This window comes from Vreelandella sp. H-I2, from assembly GCF_052959335.1.
This window is the reverse complement of the sequence record NZ_JBRAMC010000007.1, coordinates 42,255-65,188: the sequence shown is the minus strand read 5'-3', so window position 1 is coordinate 65,188 and position 22,934 is coordinate 42,255. Positions and strand designations below refer to the sequence as shown.

24 protein-coding genes and 2 tRNA genes are annotated in these 22,934 nt (G+C 50.9%); 17 read left to right on the top strand and 9 right to left on the bottom strand.

Features of this window, described 5'->3' with window-relative positions:
• Positions 1-111: 111 nt before the first annotated feature.
• Both purN and purM read right to left on the bottom strand, forming a co-directional pair.
• Complete coding sequence (gene purN / locus ACUVOF_RS17165) at positions 112-867, bottom strand: phosphoribosylglycinamide formyltransferase (RefSeq protein WP_113269651.1); 756 nt, start codon at positions 865-867, stop codon at positions 112-114.
• Positions 864-1,931, bottom strand: a complete 1,068-nt coding sequence (gene purM, locus ACUVOF_RS17160; protein ID WP_447045488.1) for a phosphoribosylformylglycinamidine cyclo-ligase — start codon at positions 1,929-1,931, stop codon at positions 864-866. The genes purN and purM overlap by 4 nt, the downstream gene beginning before the upstream one ends.
• A gap of 245 nt (positions 1,932-2,176) precedes the next feature.
• Here purM and ACUVOF_RS17155 point away from each other — a divergent pair, with 245 nt between their 5' ends.
• Positions 2,177-3,322, top strand: coding sequence for an AI-2E family transporter (locus ACUVOF_RS17155; protein ID WP_447045487.1), 1,146 nt, complete (start codon positions 2,177-2,179; stop codon positions 3,320-3,322).
• Positions 3,319-4,026: a DnaA regulatory inactivator Hda gene (gene hda / locus ACUVOF_RS17150; protein WP_447045486.1), complete on the top strand. Its 708-nt coding sequence runs from the start codon at positions 3,319-3,321 to the stop codon at positions 4,024-4,026. Before ACUVOF_RS17155 ends, hda begins: the two co-directional genes overlap by 4 nt.
• Positions 4,027-4,108: 82 nt before the next feature.
• Here hda and ACUVOF_RS17145 read toward each other — a convergent pair whose 3' ends face one another.
• Positions 4,109-4,483 carry a phasin family protein gene (locus ACUVOF_RS17145; RefSeq protein WP_447045485.1) on the bottom strand — a complete coding sequence of 125 codons (375 nt, stop codon included), beginning with the start codon at positions 4,481-4,483 and terminating at the stop codon, positions 4,109-4,111.
• 385 nt (positions 4,484-4,868) lie between these two features.
• Here ACUVOF_RS17145 and ACUVOF_RS17140 point away from each other — a divergent pair, with 385 nt between their 5' ends.
• On the top strand, positions 4,869-6,245 hold the full coding sequence (locus ACUVOF_RS17140; protein WP_447045484.1) for a class II fumarate hydratase: 1,377 nt from the start codon (positions 4,869-4,871) through the stop codon (positions 6,243-6,245).
• Positions 6,246-6,258: 13 nt separating this feature from the next.
• On the opposite strand, the gene ACUVOF_RS17135 is transcribed toward ACUVOF_RS17140, so the two are convergent.
• Positions 6,259-7,329: an endonuclease/exonuclease/phosphatase family protein gene (locus ACUVOF_RS17135; RefSeq protein ID WP_447045483.1), complete on the bottom strand. Its 1,071-nt coding sequence runs from the start codon at positions 7,327-7,329 to the stop codon at positions 6,259-6,261.
• 211 nt (positions 7,330-7,540) lie between these two features.
• Here ACUVOF_RS17135 and ACUVOF_RS17130 point away from each other — a divergent pair.
• Both ACUVOF_RS17130 and ACUVOF_RS17125 read left to right on the top strand, forming a co-directional pair.
• Positions 7,541-7,617: transfer RNA gene (locus ACUVOF_RS17130), tRNA-Val, on the top strand.
• Between the two features lie 24 nt (positions 7,618-7,641).
• Positions 7,642-7,718 (top strand) — tRNA-Val (locus tag ACUVOF_RS17125).
• A gap of 55 nt (positions 7,719-7,773) precedes the next feature.
• On the opposite strand, the gene ACUVOF_RS17120 is transcribed toward ACUVOF_RS17125, so the two are convergent.
• The 4 genes from ACUVOF_RS17120 to ACUVOF_RS17105 form a co-directional block, all read right to left on the bottom strand.
• A complete protein-coding gene (locus tag ACUVOF_RS17120) occupies positions 7,774-8,259 on the bottom strand; it encodes a GAF domain-containing protein (protein ID WP_447045482.1) in 486 nt (161 codons plus the stop codon).
• A 177-nt stretch (positions 8,260-8,436) separates the two neighbouring features.
• Positions 8,437-9,228, bottom strand: a complete 792-nt coding sequence (locus ACUVOF_RS17115; protein WP_447045481.1) for a MetQ/NlpA family ABC transporter substrate-binding protein — start codon at positions 9,226-9,228, stop codon at positions 8,437-8,439.
• 104 nt (positions 9,229-9,332) lie between these two features.
• Positions 9,333-9,986, bottom strand: coding sequence for a methionine ABC transporter permease (locus ACUVOF_RS17110; protein WP_113269658.1), 654 nt, complete (start codon positions 9,984-9,986; stop codon positions 9,333-9,335).
• Entirely contained in the window at positions 9,967-11,025 is a 1,059-nt protein-coding gene (locus ACUVOF_RS17105) for a methionine ABC transporter ATP-binding protein (RefSeq protein ID WP_447045480.1), read from the bottom strand. Before ACUVOF_RS17105 ends, ACUVOF_RS17110 begins: the two co-directional genes overlap by 20 nt.
• Before the next feature lie 594 nt (positions 11,026-11,619).
• Here ACUVOF_RS17105 and ACUVOF_RS17100 point away from each other — a divergent pair.
• From ACUVOF_RS17100 to moaE, 10 genes are all read left to right on the top strand, one after another.
• Positions 11,620-12,246 carry a riboflavin synthase subunit alpha gene (locus ACUVOF_RS17100; protein ID WP_447045479.1) on the top strand — a complete coding sequence of 209 codons (627 nt, stop codon included), beginning with the start codon at positions 11,620-11,622 and terminating at the stop codon, positions 12,244-12,246.
• A gap of 207 nt (positions 12,247-12,453) precedes the next feature.
• Entirely contained in the window at positions 12,454-13,752 is a 1,299-nt protein-coding gene (locus ACUVOF_RS17095) for an NCS2 family permease (RefSeq protein WP_447045478.1), read from the top strand.
• 46 nt (positions 13,753-13,798) lie between these two features.
• On the top strand, positions 13,799-14,344 hold the full coding sequence (locus tag ACUVOF_RS17090; protein ID WP_447045477.1) for an adenine phosphoribosyltransferase: 546 nt from the start codon (positions 13,799-13,801) through the stop codon (positions 14,342-14,344).
• A gap of 5 nt (positions 14,345-14,349) precedes the next feature.
• Positions 14,350-14,829, top strand: a complete 480-nt coding sequence (gene gpt / locus ACUVOF_RS17085; RefSeq protein WP_113269663.1) for a xanthine phosphoribosyltransferase — start codon at positions 14,350-14,352, stop codon at positions 14,827-14,829.
• 2 nt (positions 14,830-14,831) lie between these two features.
• Positions 14,832-15,515 (top strand): uracil-DNA glycosylase, encoded by a 684-nt coding sequence (gene ung, locus ACUVOF_RS17080; RefSeq protein WP_447045476.1) that lies wholly within the window; start codon positions 14,832-14,834, stop codon positions 15,513-15,515.
• Positions 15,516-15,608: 93 nt separating this feature from the next.
• Positions 15,609-16,238: a uracil phosphoribosyltransferase gene (gene upp, locus ACUVOF_RS17075; protein WP_113269665.1), complete on the top strand. Its 630-nt coding sequence runs from the start codon at positions 15,609-15,611 to the stop codon at positions 16,236-16,238.
• An 87-nt stretch (positions 16,239-16,325) separates the two neighbouring features.
• On the top strand, positions 16,326-17,558 hold the full coding sequence (locus ACUVOF_RS17070; RefSeq protein WP_447045475.1) for a uracil-xanthine permease family protein: 1,233 nt from the start codon (positions 16,326-16,328) through the stop codon (positions 17,556-17,558).
• Between the two features lie 84 nt (positions 17,559-17,642).
• Positions 17,643-18,179: a molybdopterin-guanine dinucleotide biosynthesis protein B gene (mobB, locus tag ACUVOF_RS17065; protein WP_447045474.1), complete on the top strand. Its 537-nt coding sequence runs from the start codon at positions 17,643-17,645 to the stop codon at positions 18,177-18,179.
• A 99-nt stretch (positions 18,180-18,278) separates the two neighbouring features.
• Complete coding sequence (moaC, locus tag ACUVOF_RS17060; protein WP_447045473.1) at positions 18,279-19,076, top strand: cyclic pyranopterin monophosphate synthase MoaC; 798 nt, start codon at positions 18,279-18,281, stop codon at positions 19,074-19,076.
• 14 nt (positions 19,077-19,090) lie between these two features.
• Entirely contained in the window at positions 19,091-19,546 is a 456-nt protein-coding gene (moaE, locus tag ACUVOF_RS17055; RefSeq protein ID WP_447045678.1) for a molybdopterin synthase catalytic subunit MoaE, read from the top strand.
• Here moaE and ACUVOF_RS17050 read toward each other — a convergent pair.
• The gene (locus ACUVOF_RS17050) at positions 19,543-21,135 is read right to left on the bottom strand and encodes a ribonuclease J (RefSeq protein WP_447045677.1); all 1,593 of its coding nucleotides are present in this window, start codon (positions 21,133-21,135) and stop codon (positions 19,543-19,545) included. The two genes, moaE and ACUVOF_RS17050, sit on opposite strands and share 4 nt — an antisense overlap.
• Positions 21,136-21,377: 242 nt before the next feature.
• On the opposite strand from ACUVOF_RS17050, the gene purU reads away from it, so the two are divergent.
• Both purU and ACUVOF_RS17040 read left to right on the top strand, forming a co-directional pair.
• Positions 21,378-22,232 (top strand): formyltetrahydrofolate deformylase, encoded by an 855-nt coding sequence (gene purU / locus ACUVOF_RS17045; protein ID WP_447045472.1) that lies wholly within the window; start codon positions 21,378-21,380, stop codon positions 22,230-22,232.
• 24 nt (positions 22,233-22,256) lie between these two features.
• A complete protein-coding gene (locus ACUVOF_RS17040; RefSeq protein ID WP_447045471.1) occupies positions 22,257-22,928 on the top strand; it encodes an energy-coupling factor ABC transporter permease in 672 nt (223 codons plus the stop codon).
• The last annotated feature ends 6 nt before the right edge of the window (positions 22,929-22,934 follow it).

Sequence of the window (22,934 nt, the reverse complement as noted above, 5' to 3'; positions counted from 1 at the left end):
AACTGAGATTGAGGTCAGCTGAGGTTGCGGTCAATTGAAAAAGCCTGACGGTATTGTAAACACCGTCAGGCTTTTTTGCTTCAGACTGTCATAGTTACTTATAAAGTGCTGTTAATCTTGAAGTTCGTCATCCAGATCTTCGTCAAGCTCTTCAGCGGCATCGGCGTGAGAAAGGCGCATTCCATATTCAGGCAGCAAATGGCCGTCCATCTTCGCGCCTTCGGCGCTAAACTGCAGCCTTCCTTCTAAAAACCATTGCACAGCAATCGGATAGATCAGGTGTTCGCGAGAGCGAACTTTTTCTTGCAGTGTTTCCACTGTGTCGTCAGGGCTGACCTGCAGCTCAGCTTGCAGCACTACTGGGCCGCCATCCAACTCTTCCGTTACAAAGTGGACGCTGCAACCGTGACTTGTGACTCCCGCTGCCAGAGCACGGGCGTGCGTATTTAGCCCCTGATACTCCGGTAGCAGAGAAGGGTGGATATTCAGCATGCGACCCAAGAAGCGCTGCACAAAGCGAGGCGTCAAAATACGCATAAAGCCTGCCAGGACAATAAGGTCTGGTTCATGACGTTCGATGACCTTGATCAGTGCACCATCATAGGCTTCGCGGCTATCATACTCGTTATGGGGTAAGGCTACTGCCTCAATGCCTGCTTCGTGGGCGCGCTTTAATCCGTAGGCATCAACGACATTGGAGATAACTGCGACAATTTCACCGCCGCCTAAACGGTCATGTGACTGGGCATCAATTAGCGCTTGTAGATTACTGCCGTTACCTGAAACAAGCACCACGATGCGACGTGCACCGAGAGGCTCTGGCGTCACGTCCTTAATAGTATCGCTTTGGTAGTCCGTATTGGTCATGCCGGGAGGTTCTCCAAAATAACGGATTCCTCTTGGCGCTTGATGATCTGGCCAAGGCGGTAAACAGATTCGCCTTCTGCTTCCAGGTGAGCCATTGCCTGCTCAGCTTGATGTTGCGGCACCACCACCACCATGCCAATACCGCAGTTAAGCACGCGGTGCATTTCGGTTTCATTGACATTGCCATGGGTTTGTAACCAATCAAACACGGCAGGTCGCTGCCAGCTGCTAATATCAATATGGGCAGCGAGATCATCCGGCAGTACGCGGGGTATATTTTCAAGCAAGCCCCCACCGGTAATATGCGATAGCGCGTGTACGGTAATATCGCTTCCGCGCATTAAGGAGAGCAGTGATTTGACATAGATCCGAGTAGGCGCCATGAGTGCATCACCAAGGGTCTTGCCGGCAATATCCGTCTCCAGAGAGGCATTGCTGACCTCGAGAATTTTACGAATCAACGAATAGCCGTTCGAGTGCGGTCCCGATGATGCAAGCCCCAGTATTACGTCACCTTCGGCTACTTTGCTGCCATCTAAAATATCTGCTTTTTCAACGACTCCAACGCAGAACCCTGCTAAATCATAGTCGCTGCCTTCGTACATACCCGGCATTTCTGCGGTTTCGCCACCTACTAGGGCGCAGCCAGCCAGTTCACAACCTGCGCCAATGCCGGTGACTACGTCGGCAGCAATATCCACATCGAGCTTACCCGTGGCATAGTAGTCAAGAAACAGCAGCGGTTCGGCGCCGGCCACGATCAAGTCGTTGACACACATAGCGACTAAATCAATACCAATCGTGTCGTGCTTACCCAGATCCATCGCGAGACGCAGCTTGGTGCCGACGCCATCGGTACCCGAGACAAGGACGGGTTGCCGATAGCCCGCCGGTATTTCACATAGTGCACCGAATCCGCCAAGTCCGCCCATTACTTCCGGGCGAGTCGTGCGTTTGGCAACGTGTTTAATGCGGTCAACCAGGGCGTTACCGGCATCAATATCGACGCCTGCGTCCTTATAGCTGAGGGAAGGAGTAGCCGAAGAAGAGGAGGTCTCGGTCATGACAGATCCTGTGAAGCAAATAGCGGTGCTGATAGTGCTGGCGACATGGCCAGTGCTGGGCGATAACTGAAGCGGATTGTAACACTCAGCGGCGCAGGCCGCATCGCCGTCAAACATGATGAAAAGCTTACGAGCGAATTTTGCTTATATCCGGCATAGTAGGGATTAGTAAAACCAATAGTAATGAGAAAGCCAGCAACGATAAGTGAAAATAGCCGGGTTAAATCCACGTTTGAGAGAGAACTATGCGTAATTCTTGGTGGGGTGTCCTATTTTTGGTGGTGATAGGCGGTTTAATTTATTTGTTAGACGCGGTACTAATGCCTTTTATTGCCGGGATGATTCTCGCTTATTTAGCCGACCCGCTAACCAACCAGTTTCAGCGCTGGGGTATGAATCGGCCGCTTGCGGTGAGTAGCGTATTTTTAGTACTACTAATTGTTCTCGTGGTGAGCTTGCTGATACTGATTCCACTGCTCGTCCAGCAACTTAAACAACTGGGAGAGGCCATCCCTGGGATTTTTAATTGGGTAGAAAATACACTCGCTCCCCAGGTTGAAGTATGGACAGGTTATGATTTGACCATTGAGTTAACCAACGCGCGTGAGACGCTGGTCGAAAACTGGCGCGATGCTGGCGGCTACTTAGCCCAGGCGCTTGGCCAAATTGGCCGTTCCGGCATGGCTTTTGTATCCTGGATCACCTACGTTGCGCTGATACCCGTCGTCACCTTTTATTTGTTGTTGGACTGGAATCGTCTGCTCGATAATATTGCCAACTTAGTACCGCGTCAGTGGGCTGACGATACTTTTCGCTTAGCACGCCGCTGCGATGAAGTACTGTCATCGTTTTTGCGCGGGCAATTGTTGGTAATGTTGTGTTTAGGAATTATTTATGCGGTAGGTTTGACGCTCATGGGGCTTAATTTTGGTCTGTTGATTGGTTTTGTATCAGGATTAGTGAGTATTGTACCTTTCTTAGGCTTTATCGTTGGCTTGGCGATTGCACTTGTTGTGGCCCTGTTCCAATACGCGACTTGGTGGGCAGTGCTAGGGGTCATCGTGGTATTTAGTATTGGTCAAATGGCCGAGAGTGTGATTCTGCAGCCAAAATTACTGGGCGATAAAATTGGCCTACACCCGGTCGCGGTCATTTTTGCTGTGCTAGCGGGCGGGAATTTGTTTGGATTAACGGGTGTGTTGCTGGCGCTGCCAGTTGCCGCCGTGATCCTCGTGCTGCTTAAAGAAGTAAAAATTCGCTATCAGCACAGTGACCTGTATAACGACCAAAATAGCGATAAGCAAACGACAATAATTGAAGTCGGTTCTACGTACCGTGATGAGCTAGGTCAGGATGAGCATAGTCGTAGAGATCTAGGGGAGTCATCATGAGCCGAGTACCGGCACAACTTCCATTGGGGATAGGTCTACGTGACGACGCAACCTTCGATAATTACTTTGTGGCACGGACAAATGCACCGCTGTTAGAACGGATCACCCAGCAATTAAGCGCTGAGGGGGAGCAGTTTATTTACTTATGGGGTGCCCCTGGCGTGGGCCGTAGTCATCTGCTTCAAGCGGCCTGCCACGCAGCGTCAGACGCTGACAAGCGCGCACTTTATTTACCGCTGAATGACTTAGGCCACTTTCCGCCGTTAATGCTGGAAGATATCGAGCGCTTGGACCTTGTCGCCATTGACGATTTAGAGTGCGTCATTGGGCGTAAACGCTGGGAAGAGGCGCTGTTTCACGCATTTAACCGATTAAGGGATGCGGGCAAGAAATTGGTGATTGCCGCCAGTGCTTCGCCACGCCAATTAAACGTGGTGCTGCCTGACTTAGCGTCGCGCTTAACTTGGGGCGTTACCTTCCATGTTCACCCTTTAGAAGATGACAATGAACGCTTGGCAGCCTTAAAGTTGCGCGCCAGCGTGAGAGGAATGCAACTACCCGATGATGTTGGACGTTATATTTTGCATCGTGGCCCGCGCGAATTAGGCGAGCTATGCCGAGCAGTGGAAATACTTGATAAAGCGTCACTGTCGGCCAAGCGTAAGCTGACAATTCCTTTTGTAAAATCTGCTCTTAACTGGTAGAACGTTTGCTAAAAAGCCACCGCTGGCAGGGCCAGCGGTGGCTTTTTTTGCATGCTTACCAGCTTGCTTTCTTAATAAGTAATTAAGCTGTTTTGCTCATTTTGCTAGCTGCAGTTTGTGCTTGCTTGACGTTATCTTCAGTGATTTTTTGGCTTTTCTGGATAAAATCCTGCTGCAGTGAAACAACTTTATCTGCATCGCCTTTTGCACGCTCAGCCAATTCCTTCGCTACTTTTTGCTGGCTTTCCATATAGCTGCGTAGGCCTTCTGCATCTTTAACGTTCATTACCTGACGCATCTGGGCAACACCCGTATCGAAATAGGCTTTGCTAGCGTCCATTTGAGCATTGATCATTTTTTCAGTGTAATCAACGCTCAAAGCCATATAGGCACGTGCAGGTGCTATAAACATATTATCAAACTGCTGTGTCATTTCGTTAGTATTTAAAGTACGCATTTATATACCCTCCAGGGTTGCATCAATTATTGGCAAAAACCGTGTTTTCAAAACCTTATTTTCAAAAACGTATTTTCAAAAACCGTGTTGCCAGAAGCAGCTATCCTGTGATGGGTGCTGCTTGTTGAATAACGAGCTTTTTTTAAGCTATCTTGCGGTGCAGCATAGCAGCTGTTTTTGTGCAGTGCAACATTACGCTTTTTTGCTTTTATTGATATATGACTTGGCTGGCTTATGGCGGCTAATAGCTCACAGGCCGAGCGATCGCATTTACCCTAGTGTCCGAACCGACTAACTTGAAGGTAGCAACGTTATCGTTAGCGACGATAGGGCGGCGGTGCGCTCAGAGAAGTAGCGCTATTTTTCCTTAATAGGAGTAACAGCAATGGCAACACGGATGGAACGCGACAGTATGGGCGAACTGGAAGTGCCGGCAGATGCCCTTTACGGCGCGCAGACGCAACGGGCAATTAATAATTTTCCTGTCTCGCATTCGCCTATGCCCCCGGCATTTATTCATGCGGTTGCTCGCATCAAACTAGCGGCTGCACGCGCCAACCAGACGTTAGGAGGGCTTGATAGCGAGCGCGGCGAAGCAATCCAAAAAGCGGCCCGTGAAGTATTGACGGGTAAGCATGACCATCACTTTCCTATTGACGTATTTCAAACCGGATCGGGCACCTCCACTAACATGAACGTTAATGAGGTGCTGGCAACGTTGGCTAGCCGTGAGGGCGTAGAGGTGACGCCGAATGACCACGTTAATATGGGGCAATCCAGCAATGATGTGATCCCGACGGCGATTCACCTCTCGGCAGCGATTGCGCTACACGAGTCCCTACGTCCTGCCCTGGTTCACCTGCGTGACACTATTGATCAGCGTGCCAGCGAACTTAGTCATGTGGTTAAAACCGGTCGTACCCATTTGATGGATGCTATGCCGCTGCGCATGGATCAAGAGCTGGGCGCTTGGTCGAGCCAAATTAATCAAGCCATAGAGCGTTTTGACAGTGTAATGAAAAGGCTGTGCCGACTAGCGCAGGGCGGAACCGCCGTGGGCACCGGTATTAATGCGCCTAGTGGTTTTGCTGAGCAGGTTGCCCAGGAATTGAGTGAGCAGACGGGGTTAATGTTCACGCCTAATGATAGCTTCTTTGCCAGTCTTTCTTCCCAAGATGCTGCGGTAGAGCTGTCAGGGCAATTGAAAGGTCTAGCCTGTGTGGTTATGAAAATCGCTAATGACTTGCGCTGGATGAACTCTGGGCCATTGGCTGGGTTAGGAGAAATTGAGCTTGAAGCATTGCAGCCCGGTAGTTCGATTATGCCGGGAAAAGTCAATCCTGTGATTCCTGAGTCAGCTGCCCAAGCGGCTGCACAAGTGATTGGTATGGACACGGCGATTACAATTGCCGGGCAAAGCGGCAATTTTCAGCTGAATGTAATGCTGCCGCTGGTGGCTACCAACCTCCTTACCTCTATTAGCTTGATGAGTAATACCGCTCGGCTGTTGGCTGATCGCGCAATTGCTACTTTTAAAGTTCGTGAAGAAAATCTGAAAGGGCCGCTAGCTAAGAACCCCATTTTAGTAACGGCATTAAATGGGGTGATTGGTTATAACGCCGCTGCAGCAATTGCTAAAGAGGCGTATCAGGCAGGGCGTCCTATTATTGACGTAGCGGAGGAGAAGACCGATCTAGATCGAGAAACGTTAGAGCGATTGTTAGATCCAGCTGTGCTAACTCAAGGAGGAGTCCCTGAGTAGCACGGAAAAGAGATCAGGTCTCTTGCTTTTCAATTTTACCTTCTTGGATCGTTTCACTTGCCTCGCTACGCTCTTCAGCATTGGCTTCGGGCGTTTCATGTTCGTCTTTGCGCGAGGGGCGATAACAAAAGGTTGCCAAGATAGGGAAGTGGTCTGAACCGAAGTAGTTAAGCCGCTGCATGCCGACTAGGGTGAAGTGCTCGGTCACGAAAATGTGATCAAGAGGCCAGCGCAACACAGGGTACTTGGCATGAAAAGTACTGAACAAGCCACGTCCCCGGCGAGGGTCGAGCATGCCGCTGATGCGACAGAATAGCCGCGTGGTGCGTGACCAGGCCACATCATTCAAGTCTCCAGCCACTAACGTCGGCTGGGGATCTTTGTGTATCTTTTTTCCTACCAGCAACAGCTCAGCGTCTCGCCAAAGTGATTTTTCACTTTCGCTGGGCGCTGGTGGGCGAGGGTGAACGGCAAATAGGCGAATTGAATCGCCATTAGCTAATGTCACTCGAGTATGAATAGAGGGAATGTCGTCTTGGATCAGCCACTCAACAGAGGTGTCAGTAAGCTCCAAGCGCGAGTAAAGGTGCATACCGTAAAGGTTGTCTAGCGGGATTTTAACGCTATTGGGCCATTGCTCTGCTAGCGCTGGATCCAGTTGGTCTTGCCACCACTGGTCAGACTCAAGTGTTAATACAATATCAGGCTGATGCTTTTTGATCATATCGATCAAGGATTGCGCTTGCCTATTAGGGGTCAACACATTGGCGATCAGCAGCGTAATCGCTTTATCTTCGTCTTTACTTTTTGCCTTCTTCACCTGTAATGGCCACAGCGGCGTAAAGGGCAAGATGTAGTAGCCTTGAACCAAAAAAGTGACACCTGAAGCAAGCAACGCTACCCATCGCCAAGTACCTGCTTCAGCCAATACAGCGGCAAAAAGACAAGTAATTAGTGCCAGGCAAGCAATTTGTAGGCGTGGAAATTCAAAGCTGCGGATCCACCACCAATGTAATTCAATGCGTGCAATCAGTGTCGCTAACAATAAACCGATGGCTATGCTTCCTAGCAAAATATCCAGCATGGTTTACCACCTTTATTAAAAATCAGGAATATCTAAGTACCTAGCCTAGCGTCATAAATATTATAAATAAATATATGTTATACAAATGTTTTCTGTTACAGGTTGAAGGTTACGAATACGTTCGCCAGCTGCGGTAAAAGAGCTTGCAATTCAGTGATAAACGCGTAAGATACGCATCCGTTGCTCGGCACGTTTTTGTCGAAAAAGAGATAGGACCATAGCTCAGTTGGTTAGAGCGCCACGTTGACATCGTGGAGGTCGGCGGTTCAAATCCGCCTGGTCCTACCATTCTTTACGCCAACATCTTTTTTCAGGACCATAGCTCAGTTGGTTAGAGCGCCACGTTGACATCGTGGAGGTCGGCGGTTCAAATCCGCCTGGTCCTACCAGCTATCGTCAAAAGCCCCCCCCAGGTATTGTTGCCTGGGGGCTTTTGTATGGACGCTATACGGCAAGTTCGATCAGGTCGGGTAGATCAGTTTGGTGCATAAACGTTGCTACCAAGGCTTCGATTCCCGCTTGATCTTGCTGGGTAAACCGCGCATGAAGTGGGCTATCCAGATCGAGTACACCCCAGAGGCGGCCATCCACTACGATTGGCACCACGAGTTCAGAGCGAGAGTTGGCGTCGCAGGCAATGTGGTCGGCAACCGCATGTACGTCTTCCACTCGCTGAGTCGTTTGCTGGCGAGCGGCCGCACCGCATACGCCTTTGTTGAAGGGGATCGGGTGGCAGGCAGGCTGACCTTGGAAGGGCCCCAAGCCCAAGACATTGGGCTGACGCTGAAGGTAAAAACCGACCCAATTAAGGCCGCTAAGCTGCTGTTGAATGAAAGCGCAGGTTTGTGCGCTGTTAGTGAGCCAATCCCGAGTATCGAGCAGTGCTTCAAGCTGGCGATTGAGTAGGGAGTAGTCGACTGAGGGTTGCATACGGCTTCCTTAGCGATAGGGCATAACTGTTAGCACAGTAAGCTATTAGCACAATAAGCCCGTGCCTTATTTCGCAGAGCATAAGGCCGGCACTTATCGACATTCATGTCGACGTTCATGCCGGCCTTATTACATCGTTTTAATGCTGCGAAAAGCTGGCGAAAAGAGCGCTGGTCGTTACTCGGTCCAACCTGGCACCGCTGCACCCTTGAATAGCTCTTCTGCTTTTTCGATCACTTCTTCGCGCTGATAAGCGTCGACCAACTGGCGGATCTCTTCACGCTCTTCATCACCGCCGCGTACAGCGATCAGGTTGACGTAGGGAGACTCAGGGCCTTCTTTGATCAAGGCATCATCCAGACTCAAGCCTGCTGGCTGTGCGAATGTATTGTTGATGAAGGCCATGTCGACATCTGGCAGTACGCGCGGCAGCTGAGCTGCTTCGATTTCGCGGAAACGAAAGTCGCGTGGGTTTTCAGCGATATCAATAGGTGTTGACTCTAGAAACTCTGGATCGTTAAGAGTGATCAGGCCCTCGTTGTGCATCAGTATCAGCGCCCGGCCCTCATTAGAGGGATCATTTGGCAATGCGATTTGCGCGCCGTCCGGTAAGTCGTCGATGCTGTCGTATTTTTCCGAATAAGCGCCGATCGGGTATACAAAGGTATAGCCGGCAATCGCTAGATCATAGCCACGGTCGTTTACCATCGACTGCAAATAAGGCTCATGCTGGTAGGCGTTCGCGTCTAAACTGCCATCGGCCAAGGCAGCATTCGGCGTGACATAATCAGTGAACTCGATGATTTCAACATCCAGGTCATATTCTTCTTTGGCGATACGCGCCGCGACTTCCATTACTTCTGTTTCAGGGCCGGCAACCGTGCCCATTTTAATGCTGTGTGTTTCCGCATTAGCGACGTTAACCGCAAGGGCTAACGCTGTAAGGCTACCAATAATCAATTTTTGCATGAAGTTTCTCCAGTAACGTTGCAAGTAATTATTCAATGATGCGGCAATAAGAATTCGTTGTCTAATGCGATTTGGTTATAGCGGATTAATGCGCTGTGATGCTGTTACTTACGATCACTTTTGCGCACAAGGTAGTCACCCAGGCTCTGAAAGCCCTGGACCATAACGACCAGAATTACCACTGTAATCAACATGATAGTGGGGTTGAAACGGTTATAGCCATAGCGAATACCCAGGTCGCCCAGGCCGCCGCCACCAACAGCACCTGCCATGGCAGAGTAACTAACAAGCGTAACAACGGTGATTGTTAGACCTGTCATGATCCCGCCACGGGCTTCTGGAATCAGCACTTTGCGTATGATTTGCCATGGGGTTGCACCCATGGCCTGGGCAGCTTCAATTAAGCCAGGTGAGATTTCGTTCAGCGCAGCCTCCACGAGACGAGCAACAAAAGGAATAGCAGCAATGGTAAGGGGGACTGAGGCCGCGTTAATGCCAATTGATGTGCCCACTAACATTCGCGTAAAAGGAATGATCGCCACCATTAAAATAATAAACGGGATAGAGCGGCCAATGTTGGTAATAATACTCAGTGCTTGGTTGAGCACTGGCTTCGCTAATATTTGGCGTGGGCGTGTCACATAGAGCATCACCCCTAGAGGTAGACCCACCAGAGTAGAAATAAGCCCTGAAACGGCCACCATATAAAGGGTGTCCAGCGTCGCCTGTAAAATTAGATCAATCATTGCGCTGGACATGGCCGAGTACCTCTACCTGTAGTTGATGAGATTCAAGATAAGTCATGGCTTGCTGGGTTTGCTCTGGTGTGCCTAGCAACTCTGCAATCATCAGTCCCAGGGTGCGTTCCTGTATCGACTCTACCTTGGCTTGCAGGATGCTGACATCGACCCCGCACTCGCGGGCCAGGCGGGAAATCAGTGGCGTAGAGACTGCATCGCCTGAGAACGTCAGGCGTACCACCGGGTACGTATTTTCGCCTGGGGCATCAATAAGCCTTTCAGTCAGCTCCTTAGGCGGCGTTAGCTGAAGAAAGTCATTGAGAAACTCACGGCCAAGCTGAGTGCGCGGCGCAGTAAAGAAATCGCCGACTTCTGAATCCTCCACCAGTTCGCCGTCAGAGATTAGGCTAACCCGGTGACAAATGGATTTGACGACTTCCATCTCGTGGGTGATCAATAAGATAGTGATGCCCAGTTGATGATTAATATCGCGTAGTAGCTCCAATATTGAGCTAGTGGTTTGCGGGTCTAACGCAGAGGTTGCTTCATCGCACAGTAGCACCTGCGGTTTGCTTGCTAGTGCCCGGGCAATCGCAACACGCTGTTTTTGACCGCCTGAGAGCTGGGCAGGGTACTGATTGGCTTTGTCTGCCAAGCCGACCATTTCCAGTAGCGGAATAACGCGCTCTCGAATGGTGTGGCGTTTTTGGCCCATCAGCTCTAGCGGTAGGGAAACGTTATCGAATACTGTGCGCGTGGTCAGTAGATTAAAATGTTGAAAAATCATGCCTATGCGATGACGCGCGCGGTTTAGGTCTGCGTTGCTTAAACGCGTCATTTCCTGGCCATCTACCTTGACGCTACCGCTTGTGGGGCGCTCTAGCAGATTGACGCAGCGAATAAGCGTGGACTTACCCGCGCCAGAGAGACCAATGACGCCGTGAATCGTGCCTTTAGGAACGATGAGGTTGGCTTCTTTAAGCGCATGGACGGTATTGGAGCCGCTGCCCTTGTTATTACTGAAATAGGTTTTACTGACGTTGCTAAGTTCAATCATAGCGTCTGCCTTAACGGTAGGCCGAAGACGGAGAGCGGGGCGCAACTACCGGGCGGGTCAGTATAGGGCGGGCCAACATCGAATGGGAAACAAAAAAGGCCACCCTAATGGGTGGCCATCAACGCTGGACACACCCGTTTAGCTGCACTTCACCGAGTCAGTGACTCGATGGACGCCCGCAATCTGGGTACAAATCGGCGTCTTTACATTTGCGGCAGAATTCTAGAGATGGACAGTTTCTATGTCAATTATAACGGACTGATTTTATAGTTTAAGTGCTTAAAACAGTATTATTTTCTAAAGTGGGTTGGTATTAAGGTTTTTAAGCCTGTTTGCATGGTTTGGAACGTGTTCGGTTGGGTAAAAATCCATGCTTGTGAACGGCTTTAGAAAAGCGAATGGCGTAGAATAAACAGCCAAAGGTAGATGACCAAGGGGGCAACCTTGGCGCGCTAAAACATAAGGCGCCAGATGTAGGCTGGCGTCAGTGATTCCGTTATCTTTACCCACTATTGTGAGACACACGTTTTTCTCACCACTTATTTTCAGTACTAATTTCCACCACTACTTTTCAACACTAGGAGAATGAGCCCTATGTTTACTGGCATTGTGCAAGGAGTCGCCAGAGTAATTGCGGTGCATGAATTGGATGATTTTCGCGTGCATGTGGTGGAAATGCCGCCCAGCATGCGCGAGGGGCTTGAGATTGGGGCGTCTGTTGCGCACAACGGTGTCTGTTTAACGGTGACGGCTATCGACGGTAATAGCGTTAGCTTTGATCTCATGCGTGAAACGTTGAGATTGACTAATCTTGGTGCAATCACGCCAGGGCAGTGCGTCAATATAGAGCGTGCAGCACGCTTTGGTGATGAGATCGGTGGGCATTCCATGTCGGGGCACATTATTGCCATGGCAGAGGTAGTGGCTATTGAAGAGGCACCTAATAACCGTCGATTATGGTTTTCCTTACCCGAAAGGCTCGGCCGGTTCGTGTTTGAAAAAGGCTATATCGGGGTGGATGGTATTAGCTTGACCATAGGCGATGTGCGGCAGGCTGATAGGGTGGGCGTGGAATTCAGCGTGAATTTAATTCCTGAAACGTTGTCGCGTACCACCCTTCAGAATCGAGCGCCTGGGGATAGTGTGAACATAGAAATCGATCCGCAAACCCAGGTGATCGTTGAAACCGTTGAGCGTGTATTGGCGCAGCAGCGCCGGTAATGTTATTTATTGGCTGCAGAATTGACCGATCGGTTAGCTCGTGGCCTAAAGATTGCTTGGCATAATCGGCGGGGCTGTTTCCGCGTATATTGGTCGCCATACTTAGGCGCTCGCATCATGGGGAGCGTTTCGGTAGTATGTGCGGCTTTTCTCAGCACCAGAACGCATACTAACCATGCGGCGTTAGCGCTAAGGATAAGAACATTCATGAAACTTCTGGATAACTATTTCAAGCTCACTGAGCATAAAACCAATGTGAAAACAGAAGTTATCGCTGGGATCACCACGTTCCTAACGATGGCCTACATTATTTTCGTTAACCCGAGCATATTGTCTGAAGCAGGCATGGACTACGGTGCGGTATTTGTTGCGACATGCTTGGCCGCGGCGATTGGTTGTTTTGTGATGGGCTTGTGGGCTAATTATCCTATCGCCCAGGCGCCAGGTATGGGTTTAAATGCCTTTTTCACCTACGGTGTGGTACTGGGAATGGGCTACACCTGGGAGGCGGCGTTGGGGGCTGTCTTCTTCTCCGGCTTAACCTTTTTCTTATTAAGCATTTTTAGAATTCGGGAGTGGATTATCAACTCCATTCCCATGACGTTACGGCTCGGTATTGCCGCCGGTATCGGGCTTTTCTTGGCGATGATAGCGCTTAAGAATGCGGGTATCGTGGTCGCTAATCCAGCTACTTTTGTTTCATTGGGAGATCTCTCTCAGCCGCCTGCTATTTATGCACTGTTCGGCTTCTTTGTTATTACCGCGCTCTCCTATTTGAGAGTCACCGGGGCGGTTATGATCGGTATTTTGGGCATCACCGTGATAGCCATGGTCCTTGGCCATAATGAGTATGGCGGGCTGATGTCGATGCCCCCGTCGATTGCGCCTACCTTTATGGCGATGGATTTGATGGGCGCACTGGATGTGGCGATGCTCAGTGTCATTTTTGCTTTTCTATTTGTGGATTTATTCGATACGTCCGGTACGTTAGTGGGAGTTGCACACCGCGGTAAACTGTTAGACAAAGATGGCAAGTTGCCGCGCATTGGCCGCGCTATGATGGCCGACAGTACGGCTTCTATGGCGGGTGCTGCGCTGGGTACTTCCACCACCACTAGCTATATTGAATCAACTGCAGGTATTGCATCTGGCGGCCGTACTGGTTTAACGGCGGTAATCGTTGGCGGTTTATTCCTCATTAGTCTGTTCTTTGCTCCGTTGGCAGGCTCTATCCCAGCGTATGCCACGGCCGGTGCATTGCTATATGTGGCCGTATTGATGGCTGGCAGCTTGGCGCACGCTAACTGGGAAGACCCCACAGATGGTGCTCCTGTGTTGATTGCCGCACTGGCAATGCCATTGACGTTCTCAATTGCAGAAGGGATTGCGCTAGGCTTTATCAGCTATGTGGCAATTAAGACGCTTTCGGGCCGTTTTAGTGACTTAAATCCGGCCGTCATTATTTTGTCGCTGCTGTTTGCAACAAGATACCTATTCTTAATTTGAGCGGGCGCTTGCCCCTTAACTTTTTTACTATCCAATGAGAGACGCGATGAGCATCTACGGCGACTATATTAAGTCCGTTATTCGCACGGTTCCCGATTGGCCTGAGCAGGGCGTGAATTTTCGTGACATTACTCCTTTGCTGCAAAATAGCGCTGCCTTTCGCAAGTTGATCGATAGCTTCGTACACCGCTATCAAGAAATGAACCTGGATGCCATCGCGGCTATTGATGCCCGCGGTTTCATTATCGGCGCGCCACTGGCTTACGAGTTGGGGTGTAGCTTTGTGCCGGTGCGTAAGAAGGGCAAGCTGCCGTTTAAGACTATTAGCGAGACTTATACGCTGGAATATGGCCATTCTGAAGTTGAGCTACATGCAGATGCTTTTCAGAAAGATGATCGTATCTTGCTAATGGATGACTTGATCGCAACCGGCGGCACTATGCTAGCCGCGGCCAACCTTATCCAGCGCAGCGGTGGTCAGGTAGTGGAAACCGCGACTATTATTGATTTGCCAGAGCTGGGCGGCTCTCAAAAAATTCGCGATGCGGGCTACAGTGTGTTCGCCGTTTGTTCTTTCAACGAAAACGAGTAATCCCTATGAGCAGCGATCGATATCACCAACATTTCACTGTCTCCTGGGATCAGCTGCACCGTGATGTTCGTACCCTTTGTCATCAAATGATCGAACGCGATTTTAAAGGCATTGTGGCGATTACCCGTGGCGGTTTAATTCCTGCTGCGCTCATCGCACGGGAGCTTAATATCCGCCTGATTGATACTGTCTGCATCAAAAGCTATGACCACATGGACCAGGGTGGCCTGGACATTATGAAGGGCGTCGATCATGACGGTGAAGGCTGGCTGCTTGTTGATGATTTGGTGGATACCGGCAAAACGGCTCGTGCGGTACGCAAGATGCTGCCTAAGGCCCATTTTGTCACTATTTATGCCAAGCCGGATGGCCGCCCTTTAGTGGATCAATACCTGACAGAAGTCGCTCAGCAGTGCTGGATTCAATTTCCTTGGGATATGGGTATTGCTTACGTTGAGCCACTTGTCGACCAAATGAAGAGGTAATAATGAACAATCCACTTCCCGAAGATTGGCGTCAGTGGTTGGGTAATGAATTTCAGGCTGACTATATGTTAGCGCTGAAAGGATTTTTGGCGGAGCAGAAAGCCGCTAAAAAAACCATTTATCCGCACTCATCTCATTGGTTTCGTGCCTTTGAATTGACCCCTCTGAAGGAAGTGAAAGTTGTCATTTTGGGGCAAGATCCCTATCACGGCCCCCACCAGGCGCACGGCATCAGCTTTTCCGTGCAACCTGGTGTAAAGGTGCCGCCATCCTTGGTCAATATCTACAAAGAGTTGGCAACTGATGTAGGTTTTAAACCAGTACAGCACGGCCATTTAGAGTCATGGGCAAAGCAAGGTGTCCTACTGTTAAACACGTCTTTAACAGTGGAGCAGGGCAACGCTGGCTCTCACCGCGGTAAGGGGTGGGAGACATTCACCGACCGTGCGATTGAAACCGTCAGCGAACACGCGCCTCCCAGTGTGTTTCTCCTTTGGGGAAGCCATGCGCGGCAGAAGAAGGCGCTGATTGACCAAAGGCGCCATTTAATCCTTGAGGCTCCGCACCCGTCACCGCTCTCCGCGCATCGTGGTTTCTTCGGTACACGGCATTTTTCCCAAGCAAATCAATTTCTACAAGCGCAGGGAAGAGCACCCATCGATTGGCAATTGCCGGAAAACCCTTAACCTCGCCAGTGGTTGTGGGTAGAATATGCGCAATTTTGCGCCTAACGATACACCCCAGGGTGCCATTCTAAAGCCCTGCAGTGAGGAAGTCCTATGAGTGTTTACGCCATTAACCATCCGCTTGTTCAACATAAGCTGGGACTGATGCGCGAAGTTGATTTGAGCACCAAGAGCTTTCGTGAGCTGGCAGGTGAAGTCGCCAAGCTGTTGACCTACGAAGCAACCAAAGGTCTGGAGTTAGAAGATCATGAAATCCAGGGGTGGAATGGAGAGCCGATTGCAACGCGGCGACTGAAAGGGAAAAAAGTGACCGTCGTGCCAATTTTACGCGCTGGGCTTGGCATGTTAGAAGGCGTAACGGACTTGATCCCTAGTGCACGCGTCAGTGTCGTTGGGCTATACCGCGATGAGGAGACGCTTCAGCCGGTTCCTTACTTCGCTAAGTTTGCCAATGATATCGAAGAGCGCATGGCGATCGTGATTGATCCGATGCTGGCAACCGGAGGTTCAATGGTGGCCACGCTAGATATGCTGCGGGAGCGCGGCTGCGAACATATGAAGGTCATTGTCCTCGTTGCCGCTCCTGAAGGAATCAAGCGAGTGCAGGACGCCTACCCCGATATCGAAATTTACACTGCTTCGGTCGATGATCGACTCGATGAAAATGGTTATATCGTCCCTGGGTTAGGTGATGCTGGCGATAAGATCTTCGGAACGCGCTAAGCGCCCTTTTTAATCTTGCCCCTTACGCTTTGCGTTAGGGGCATTTTTTTGCACACCTATTATCTAAAAATCACTAGGAATTCTCTAATGCGTGAAGCTGCCAGCCAGGCTGAATCGTGGCCAAAAGTAGTGTTAACCGGTGCACAAATGCTGTTTGTAGCGTTTGGGGCTTTAGTGTTAGTGCCACTTTTGACCGGCCTTGACCCCAGTGTCGCCCTCTTCACCGCCGGTGCTGGTACGTTGATATTTCATGCAGTCACTAAGCAGACTGTGCCCGTTTTTTTGGCCTCATCGTTTGCCTTTATTGCGCCTATTCAAGGGTCGGTGGCGAGCTTCGGCGTATCGGCCACGATGGGTGGCCTAATGGCGGCAGGGTTTGTGTATGTGGCTATCTCGCAAACGGTGCGATTAAAAGGAACCGCCTGGTTACATCGCTTACTGCCGGCCGTGGTGGTCGGACCGGTCATCATGGTCATTGGCTTGGCGCTTGCGCCTGTGGCGGTCAGCATGGCAACAGGTGAAACCAGTGACAATATCGGTTATGGAGCGGCGATTTTTCTCTCCATGACCAGCTTGCTAGTCACGCTGGTACTGGCCGTTTTTGGCCGTGGCCTGATACGCCTAATACCGATTATGGGCGGTATTGTCACAGGTTATGTTTTAGCACTAGTGATGGGAGTAGTGGACTTCACGCCAGTGCGCGAAGCGGCGTGGCTTTCAGTGCCCAGCTTTACCGCACCTAGTTTTCACTGGGCCGCTATCCTATTTATGATTCCGGTCGCCATTGCCCCGGCGGTGGAGCATATTGGTGACATGGTGGCGATAGGGTCGGTGACCCGCAAAAACTATCTGGAGAAACCCGGCTTACATCGCACCCTGTTAGGCGATGGGTTGGCTACCAGCGTGGCTGCGCTGTTCGGCGGGCCACCCAATACGACTTACTCTGAAGTTACTGGAGCCGTTACGCTGACTCGTGCGTTCAACCCCAAATACATGGTTGTGGCAGCGATTATTGCGATTGTGCTCGCATTTGTGTCTAAGCTTGGCGCGCTACTGCAAACCATTCCTGGCCCGGTGATGGGGGGTATCATGACGCTGCTATTTGGCTCTATTGCAGTCGTTGGTATGAACACGCTTGTACGCGCAGGGCAATCGCTGACAGCACCCCGCAATTTAGTGGTCGTCTCGCTGATACTGGTATTCGGAATAGGCGGTATGCAGTTTGGTGGCGGTCAGTTTACGTTGCAAGGCGTGAGCTTGGCTGCGCTCGTGGGGATTGTATTGAACTGGCTGTTGCCTCAGGAGAAAGAGGACGAGTGACGTCGTCCTCTTTAGCCCATGTGCATTGTGTGCATGGTATCGTTGACAGGATGGCGCTCAAATAAAATAAGGTGTGTCGGCAGCATGGCTAATGAACTAACCGCATCCTTTCCCATTCTGGGGATTGCCGCCTGGAGTGGTACGGGCAAAACGACGCTACTAGAGCAACTGCTGCCACGCTTGCGCGAGCAAGGTTTAAAAGTGGCCGTCATTAAACATGCGCATCATTCGTTTGATGTCGATCAGCCAGGTAAAGATAGTTATAAGCTGCGCAGTGCTGGCGCGGCTCCGGTTTTAGTAGCCTCCCGCCAGCGCTTTGCGTTAATGCAGGAGACTCCCGGCCTTGAAGAACCTGATTTAGCCCAGTTAGTGGCCATGATGGTGCCGCATAACCCAGATTTGGTGATTGCCGAAGGCTTTAAAGAGTGGCCGATTCCTAAGTTGGTGCTTTACCGCGCAGGCATTGGGGATCAGGCCATTTTAACCGGCCCATGGGTTAAGGCGGTCGCGCTGAACGCGCCAACGCCTATCGATTTGGCCACTGGGGTGACTCAGTTAAATCTTGACGATAGCGACGCAATAGCGCGCTGGATAGTGGCCTGGGTAAGCACAAAAAAGTAACACGCTTGCCTTGCTTTAAGGGCCGTGCAATTAAGAACTCTGCCTATAAGTGTTTTGTGCCCATAAATACTTTGGCTTCCAAAAGGAAAGGTGACCAACATGCATCTAACCCACCTCAACACACGTGGCGAAGCCAATATGGTGGATGTCGGCGATAAACAAGAGACACGCCGCGAAGCGGTCGCCTCGGGACGAATTGTAATGCAGCCTGAGACGCTGAAGCTGCTTAGCGCAGGTGGCTTGCCCAAAGGGGATGTCCTGGCCACTGCACGTATTGCAGGTATTCAGGCAGCAAAGCGCACCCATGAGCTGATTCCCCTCTGTCATGCATTAGCACTATCAAAGGTGTCGGTTGAATTTGAGATCGATATGGCTGGATCTTGTGTACATGTAACCTCTTTGTGCCGCTTGAATGGCCGCACCGGCGTTGAAATGGAAGCGCTTACCGCCGTCTCGGTGGCCTGTTTGACTCTGTATGATATGTGCAAAGCGGTCGATAAAGGCATGTGTATAGAAACCATTCAACTCGACAGTAAACAGGGCGGCCAGCGCGGTGATTACCAGCGCATGAGTGTGCAGGCGCCAATTGTCACTGGCGATGGTATGTCGGGAGAGGTTAGTTTAGGTGAGCGCTGTCCGTCACCCTGCGTGCGGGTTAAATTTTTGGCCGAATTGCGCGAGCGAGTAGGCGAAAGCGAAGTGTCCGTCGGTCTGGATCAGCTTACTAGCCGCGATATCAGTGGTTTGAAAGCAGCGCTGGCTGAGCGCGATGGTCGGTTTAAACTGCTTACCGACCAGCGTACGCTATGCGCCATTAACCAAGTGATGGCTAACGATGATGCACTAGTGACCGATGATGATGAGGTGGCTTTTTTTCCACCGGTCACAGGGGGCTGAGTGTGAATACTAAGATGGATATTAAGGTAGCGATTCAAGCAGCGCCTTTCTCAATGAGTTATGGGTATGACGATGCACTAGCAGGACGTAGTGATATTGGCGCAGTGGTGAGTTTTACCGGATTGGTGCGTGATTTTAACGAAACACCTGACGTGACAGGGTTAACGCTGGAGCACTATCCTGGAATGACCGAGCGCACCCTGACCGACATAGGTGAACAGGCATGGCAGCGCTGGTCGTTGCAGGCAGTGCGTATTATCCACCGGATAGGTTACCTTGGGCCGGGCGACCCGATTGTGCGCGTACTGGTTGCCAGCGCCCACCGCCGTGAAGCGTTTGAAGCCTGCGATTTTATAATGGACTTCCTAAAAACCCAGGCGCCTTTCTGGAAGAAAGAACACTCTACTAAAGGTGAGTACTGGGTTAAAGAACGCCATTCCGACCAGCAGGACGCGGCGCGCTGGGTCTAACGACTGGAGAGTTCAGGCATTTCAGCGGCCATAATTTGTAGGTGCACGCCGGGCAGATGCTGCATATGTTCTGCTAGCCAGTGAATTAGGCGAGGCTGCAACGCATGGCGCAGATCGGCAAGCGTATCAGCAGCAATTTCATCAAGCTGATCATCTAGCCAGTCGCTAAAGCTATCTTCATCCAGCGGGCTAGAACCTGAAGCGTCTAGCATCAAACGACCAATACGCGCCCAGCCCGTGGCAGTGGCTGTTACTGGCAGTGCTAGGTACAAGCTACCATGGCGGGTCGTGCTGGCGTCGCTCACTTCTAAGCCGGGATGAGGCACTACACTGTTTTGGCTGACAATACAGGGCGGCTGTGGGTATCGTGCTTCGCAGCGTAATCCATGACTATCAAAGCAGATTAGATCGCCGTTGATGGGTGTCAACGGAGCGCTAATGCCTAGCTGGCCAGCAATCGATTGATGAGCCTGCTGATGGCGGGCTTCGCCATGTACAGGCATAAGATGTTTTGGCCTAACCCACTGATAAAGCTTAATGAGTTCGTCTTGAGCGGGATGTCCGGTGGCGTGCAGCTCAGGGTGATTGAACTCGTCATAGATACTGACGCCTAGGTGCGTTAAGCGCTTTTTAAGTTGTTCAATAGGACGCTCGTTGCCTGGAATAGCTTTAGCCGAAAATATGACGTTATCGCCTGGCTGAAGATCGACAAAAGGATGACGTCCCTGAGCAAGACGCTGTAGAGCGGCGCGGGGTTCGCCCTGGCTGCCGGTAGCAATAATCACTACTTCATTGGGGGGTAAATACCCAAGGTCATGATTGGGTACCAGCGGCGGTAAATCATCCATATAGCCAAGTCCGCGGGCGACACTGACCATGCGCTCCATAGAGCGGCCCATTAAGCTAATACGGCGACCAGACTGTTGGGCTGCGCGTCCTATAGCTAGCACTCGAGCAAGGTTACTAGCAAAACAAGAAACTACCACACGGCCCTGGCAGTTGCTGAGGGTCTTTGTTAGTGCTCGAGCAACATCCCCTTCGCTGCCAGAGTGACCAGGCATAGGGGCGTTGGTGGAGTCGCCCACGACTAAATCAATGGGGGCGAGCGCTTTGAATTGGGCTGCGTTCATCGGCATGCCAATGAGGGGCTCGGGATCGAGTTTCCAGTCACCGGTATGTAAAATGCGATAACCACCGGCCATCATCATCAGCGCACAGCTTTCGGGAATTGAATGCGTTAAAAGTAAATAGCGCAGCGTGAACGGGCCACTTTCTAACGCCTCGCCCGGTTCGATGACCTGGATAGCGGCGCTGCTGAGTTGATGTTCAGCAAATTTAAGCCGTAACAGCCCTGCCGCAAGAGGGGTGGCATAAATGGGACAGTTCCACAGCGGCCATAGCCAAGCAACAGCCCCAATGTGATCTTCATGTCCATGAGTGATAAACAGTGCTTTCGGCACGATGCCCAGTGCCTTCGGTGTATCAACATTGGGCACCTGGAGCGGCGAGTCGGGGAGGTCTTGGCGAATCATCATGCCGCAGTCAACGGCAATCCAGTGATCGTCATAGCCGTATAGCGTTAGATTCATACCAATCTCACCGCATCCCCCCAGCGGCAGCATGCGCAGCGGCGGACGACGACGGGGACGAATTTGAACGCGTGGTGAATGCATTAGTTATGAAAAGCCTAAAAAGTAGTGCCTTAACTATACGGGAAGGCAGGGGCGGCTAACAATCATCCATGGCCTTCCGATACACTATGCAGTCTGGTTAACATCCTAAGCCGCTGGTTTGTAATAATTACCTTAGAAGCAAGTCAAGAGTAGCTCACATGTCTCATTATTATCGTTTAGTTGTGTCCTGTCCTGATCGGGTGGGTATTGTTGCGCGAGTATCGAGTTTCATTGCCCAGCAGGGTGGGTCCATTACTGAAGCAAGTCAGCACTCAGATTTAGAAACTGGCTGTTTTTTTATGCGTTACGAAATATTGGCGGATTCCGTGGGCATGTCGGTAGAAGCGTTACGTGTAGCATTTGAACCGGTGGCCAGCGAATTCAATATGCAGTGGTCACTGGTCGATACCCAGAAGCGACGACGAGTGGTGCTAATGGTGTCGCGAGAGTCGCACTGCTTGGTAGATCTACTTTATCGCTGGCAAGCGGGTGAGCTGGATTGCGATATTGTCGGTGTTATCTCTAACCATGACGATATGCGTTCACTGACAGAATGGTATGGCATTCCCTACCATCATGTTCCGGTTGACCCTGAAAACAAGCAGGCGTCGTTTGCGGAAGTACAGGTTGAGATTGACAATGCTCGTGCTGACTGCATCGTGTTGGCGCGTTATATGCAAATTTTGCCACCTGAATTATGCACGCGTTATGCGGGGCGAGTAATTAATATTCATCACAGTTTCTTGCCCTCGTTCGCTGGCGCTAAGCCTTATCACCAGGCTTACCAGAGGGGAGTTAAACTGATTGGAGCTACCTGCCACTACGTAACGGAGGAACTCGACGCGGGTCCTATCATCGAACAGGATATTCATCGCGTTAGTCACTGTCATACGCCCACCGATTTAGTACGCTTCGGCCGTGATGTGGAGAAAGCGGTACTCGCTCGGGGATTGCGGTGGCATTTAGAGGATCGGGTACTGGTCCATGGCAACAAAACTGTGGTGTTTAGTTAATACTTATTGAACCGAGAGGCCACCATGTCATTTGCGCAAAGTGTATTAGCGCCCTGGATGCTGCTGCTCACCTCGCTCCTCTCGTTAGGAGTTGTTGTTTGGGTAATTAGTCGGCGGCCGTGGCAGGCCTTGAGGGGAGACGTCGCGCTTCAGCACCGTTGGCTAGGCGCGACGCTGGCGGTGGTGCTGATGTGGCAGCTGCGTGCTCAGGCGGTTGATTGGCTAACGTTACATCTGGTCTTTACGGTATTGCTGACACTTGTGTTTAAGGCGCCCCTAGCGCTGATCAGTAACGTACTTATTAATATTGCTATGGTATTGATCGGTCGCAATGAGTGGATGCTGCTGGGAGCTAATATTCTTGTCACAGGAATAGTGCCTGCTGCGATCATTGGCACGGTGTGGCGGTTGGTAGATCGGCGCCTACCGGATAATCTGATGGTATTCCTATTTGTCTGCGGCTTTTTCGGCTCTGCACTGGCAACGCTGGGAGGAGGGTTAGCTGCAGTGTTGCTGATAGTCGTCGCGGGTACTGATCCTGATGCTGTCTATTTGGCTCAGGAGTATGCGCGCTTCCTACCCCTATTAATGCCATCCGAGGCGCTACTAACCGGCATGCTGCTGAGTATTCTGCTAGTTTACCATCCTGATTGGGTGGCCACTTTCAATGACCACCGCTATATCGACCTGCAGTAACGCCAG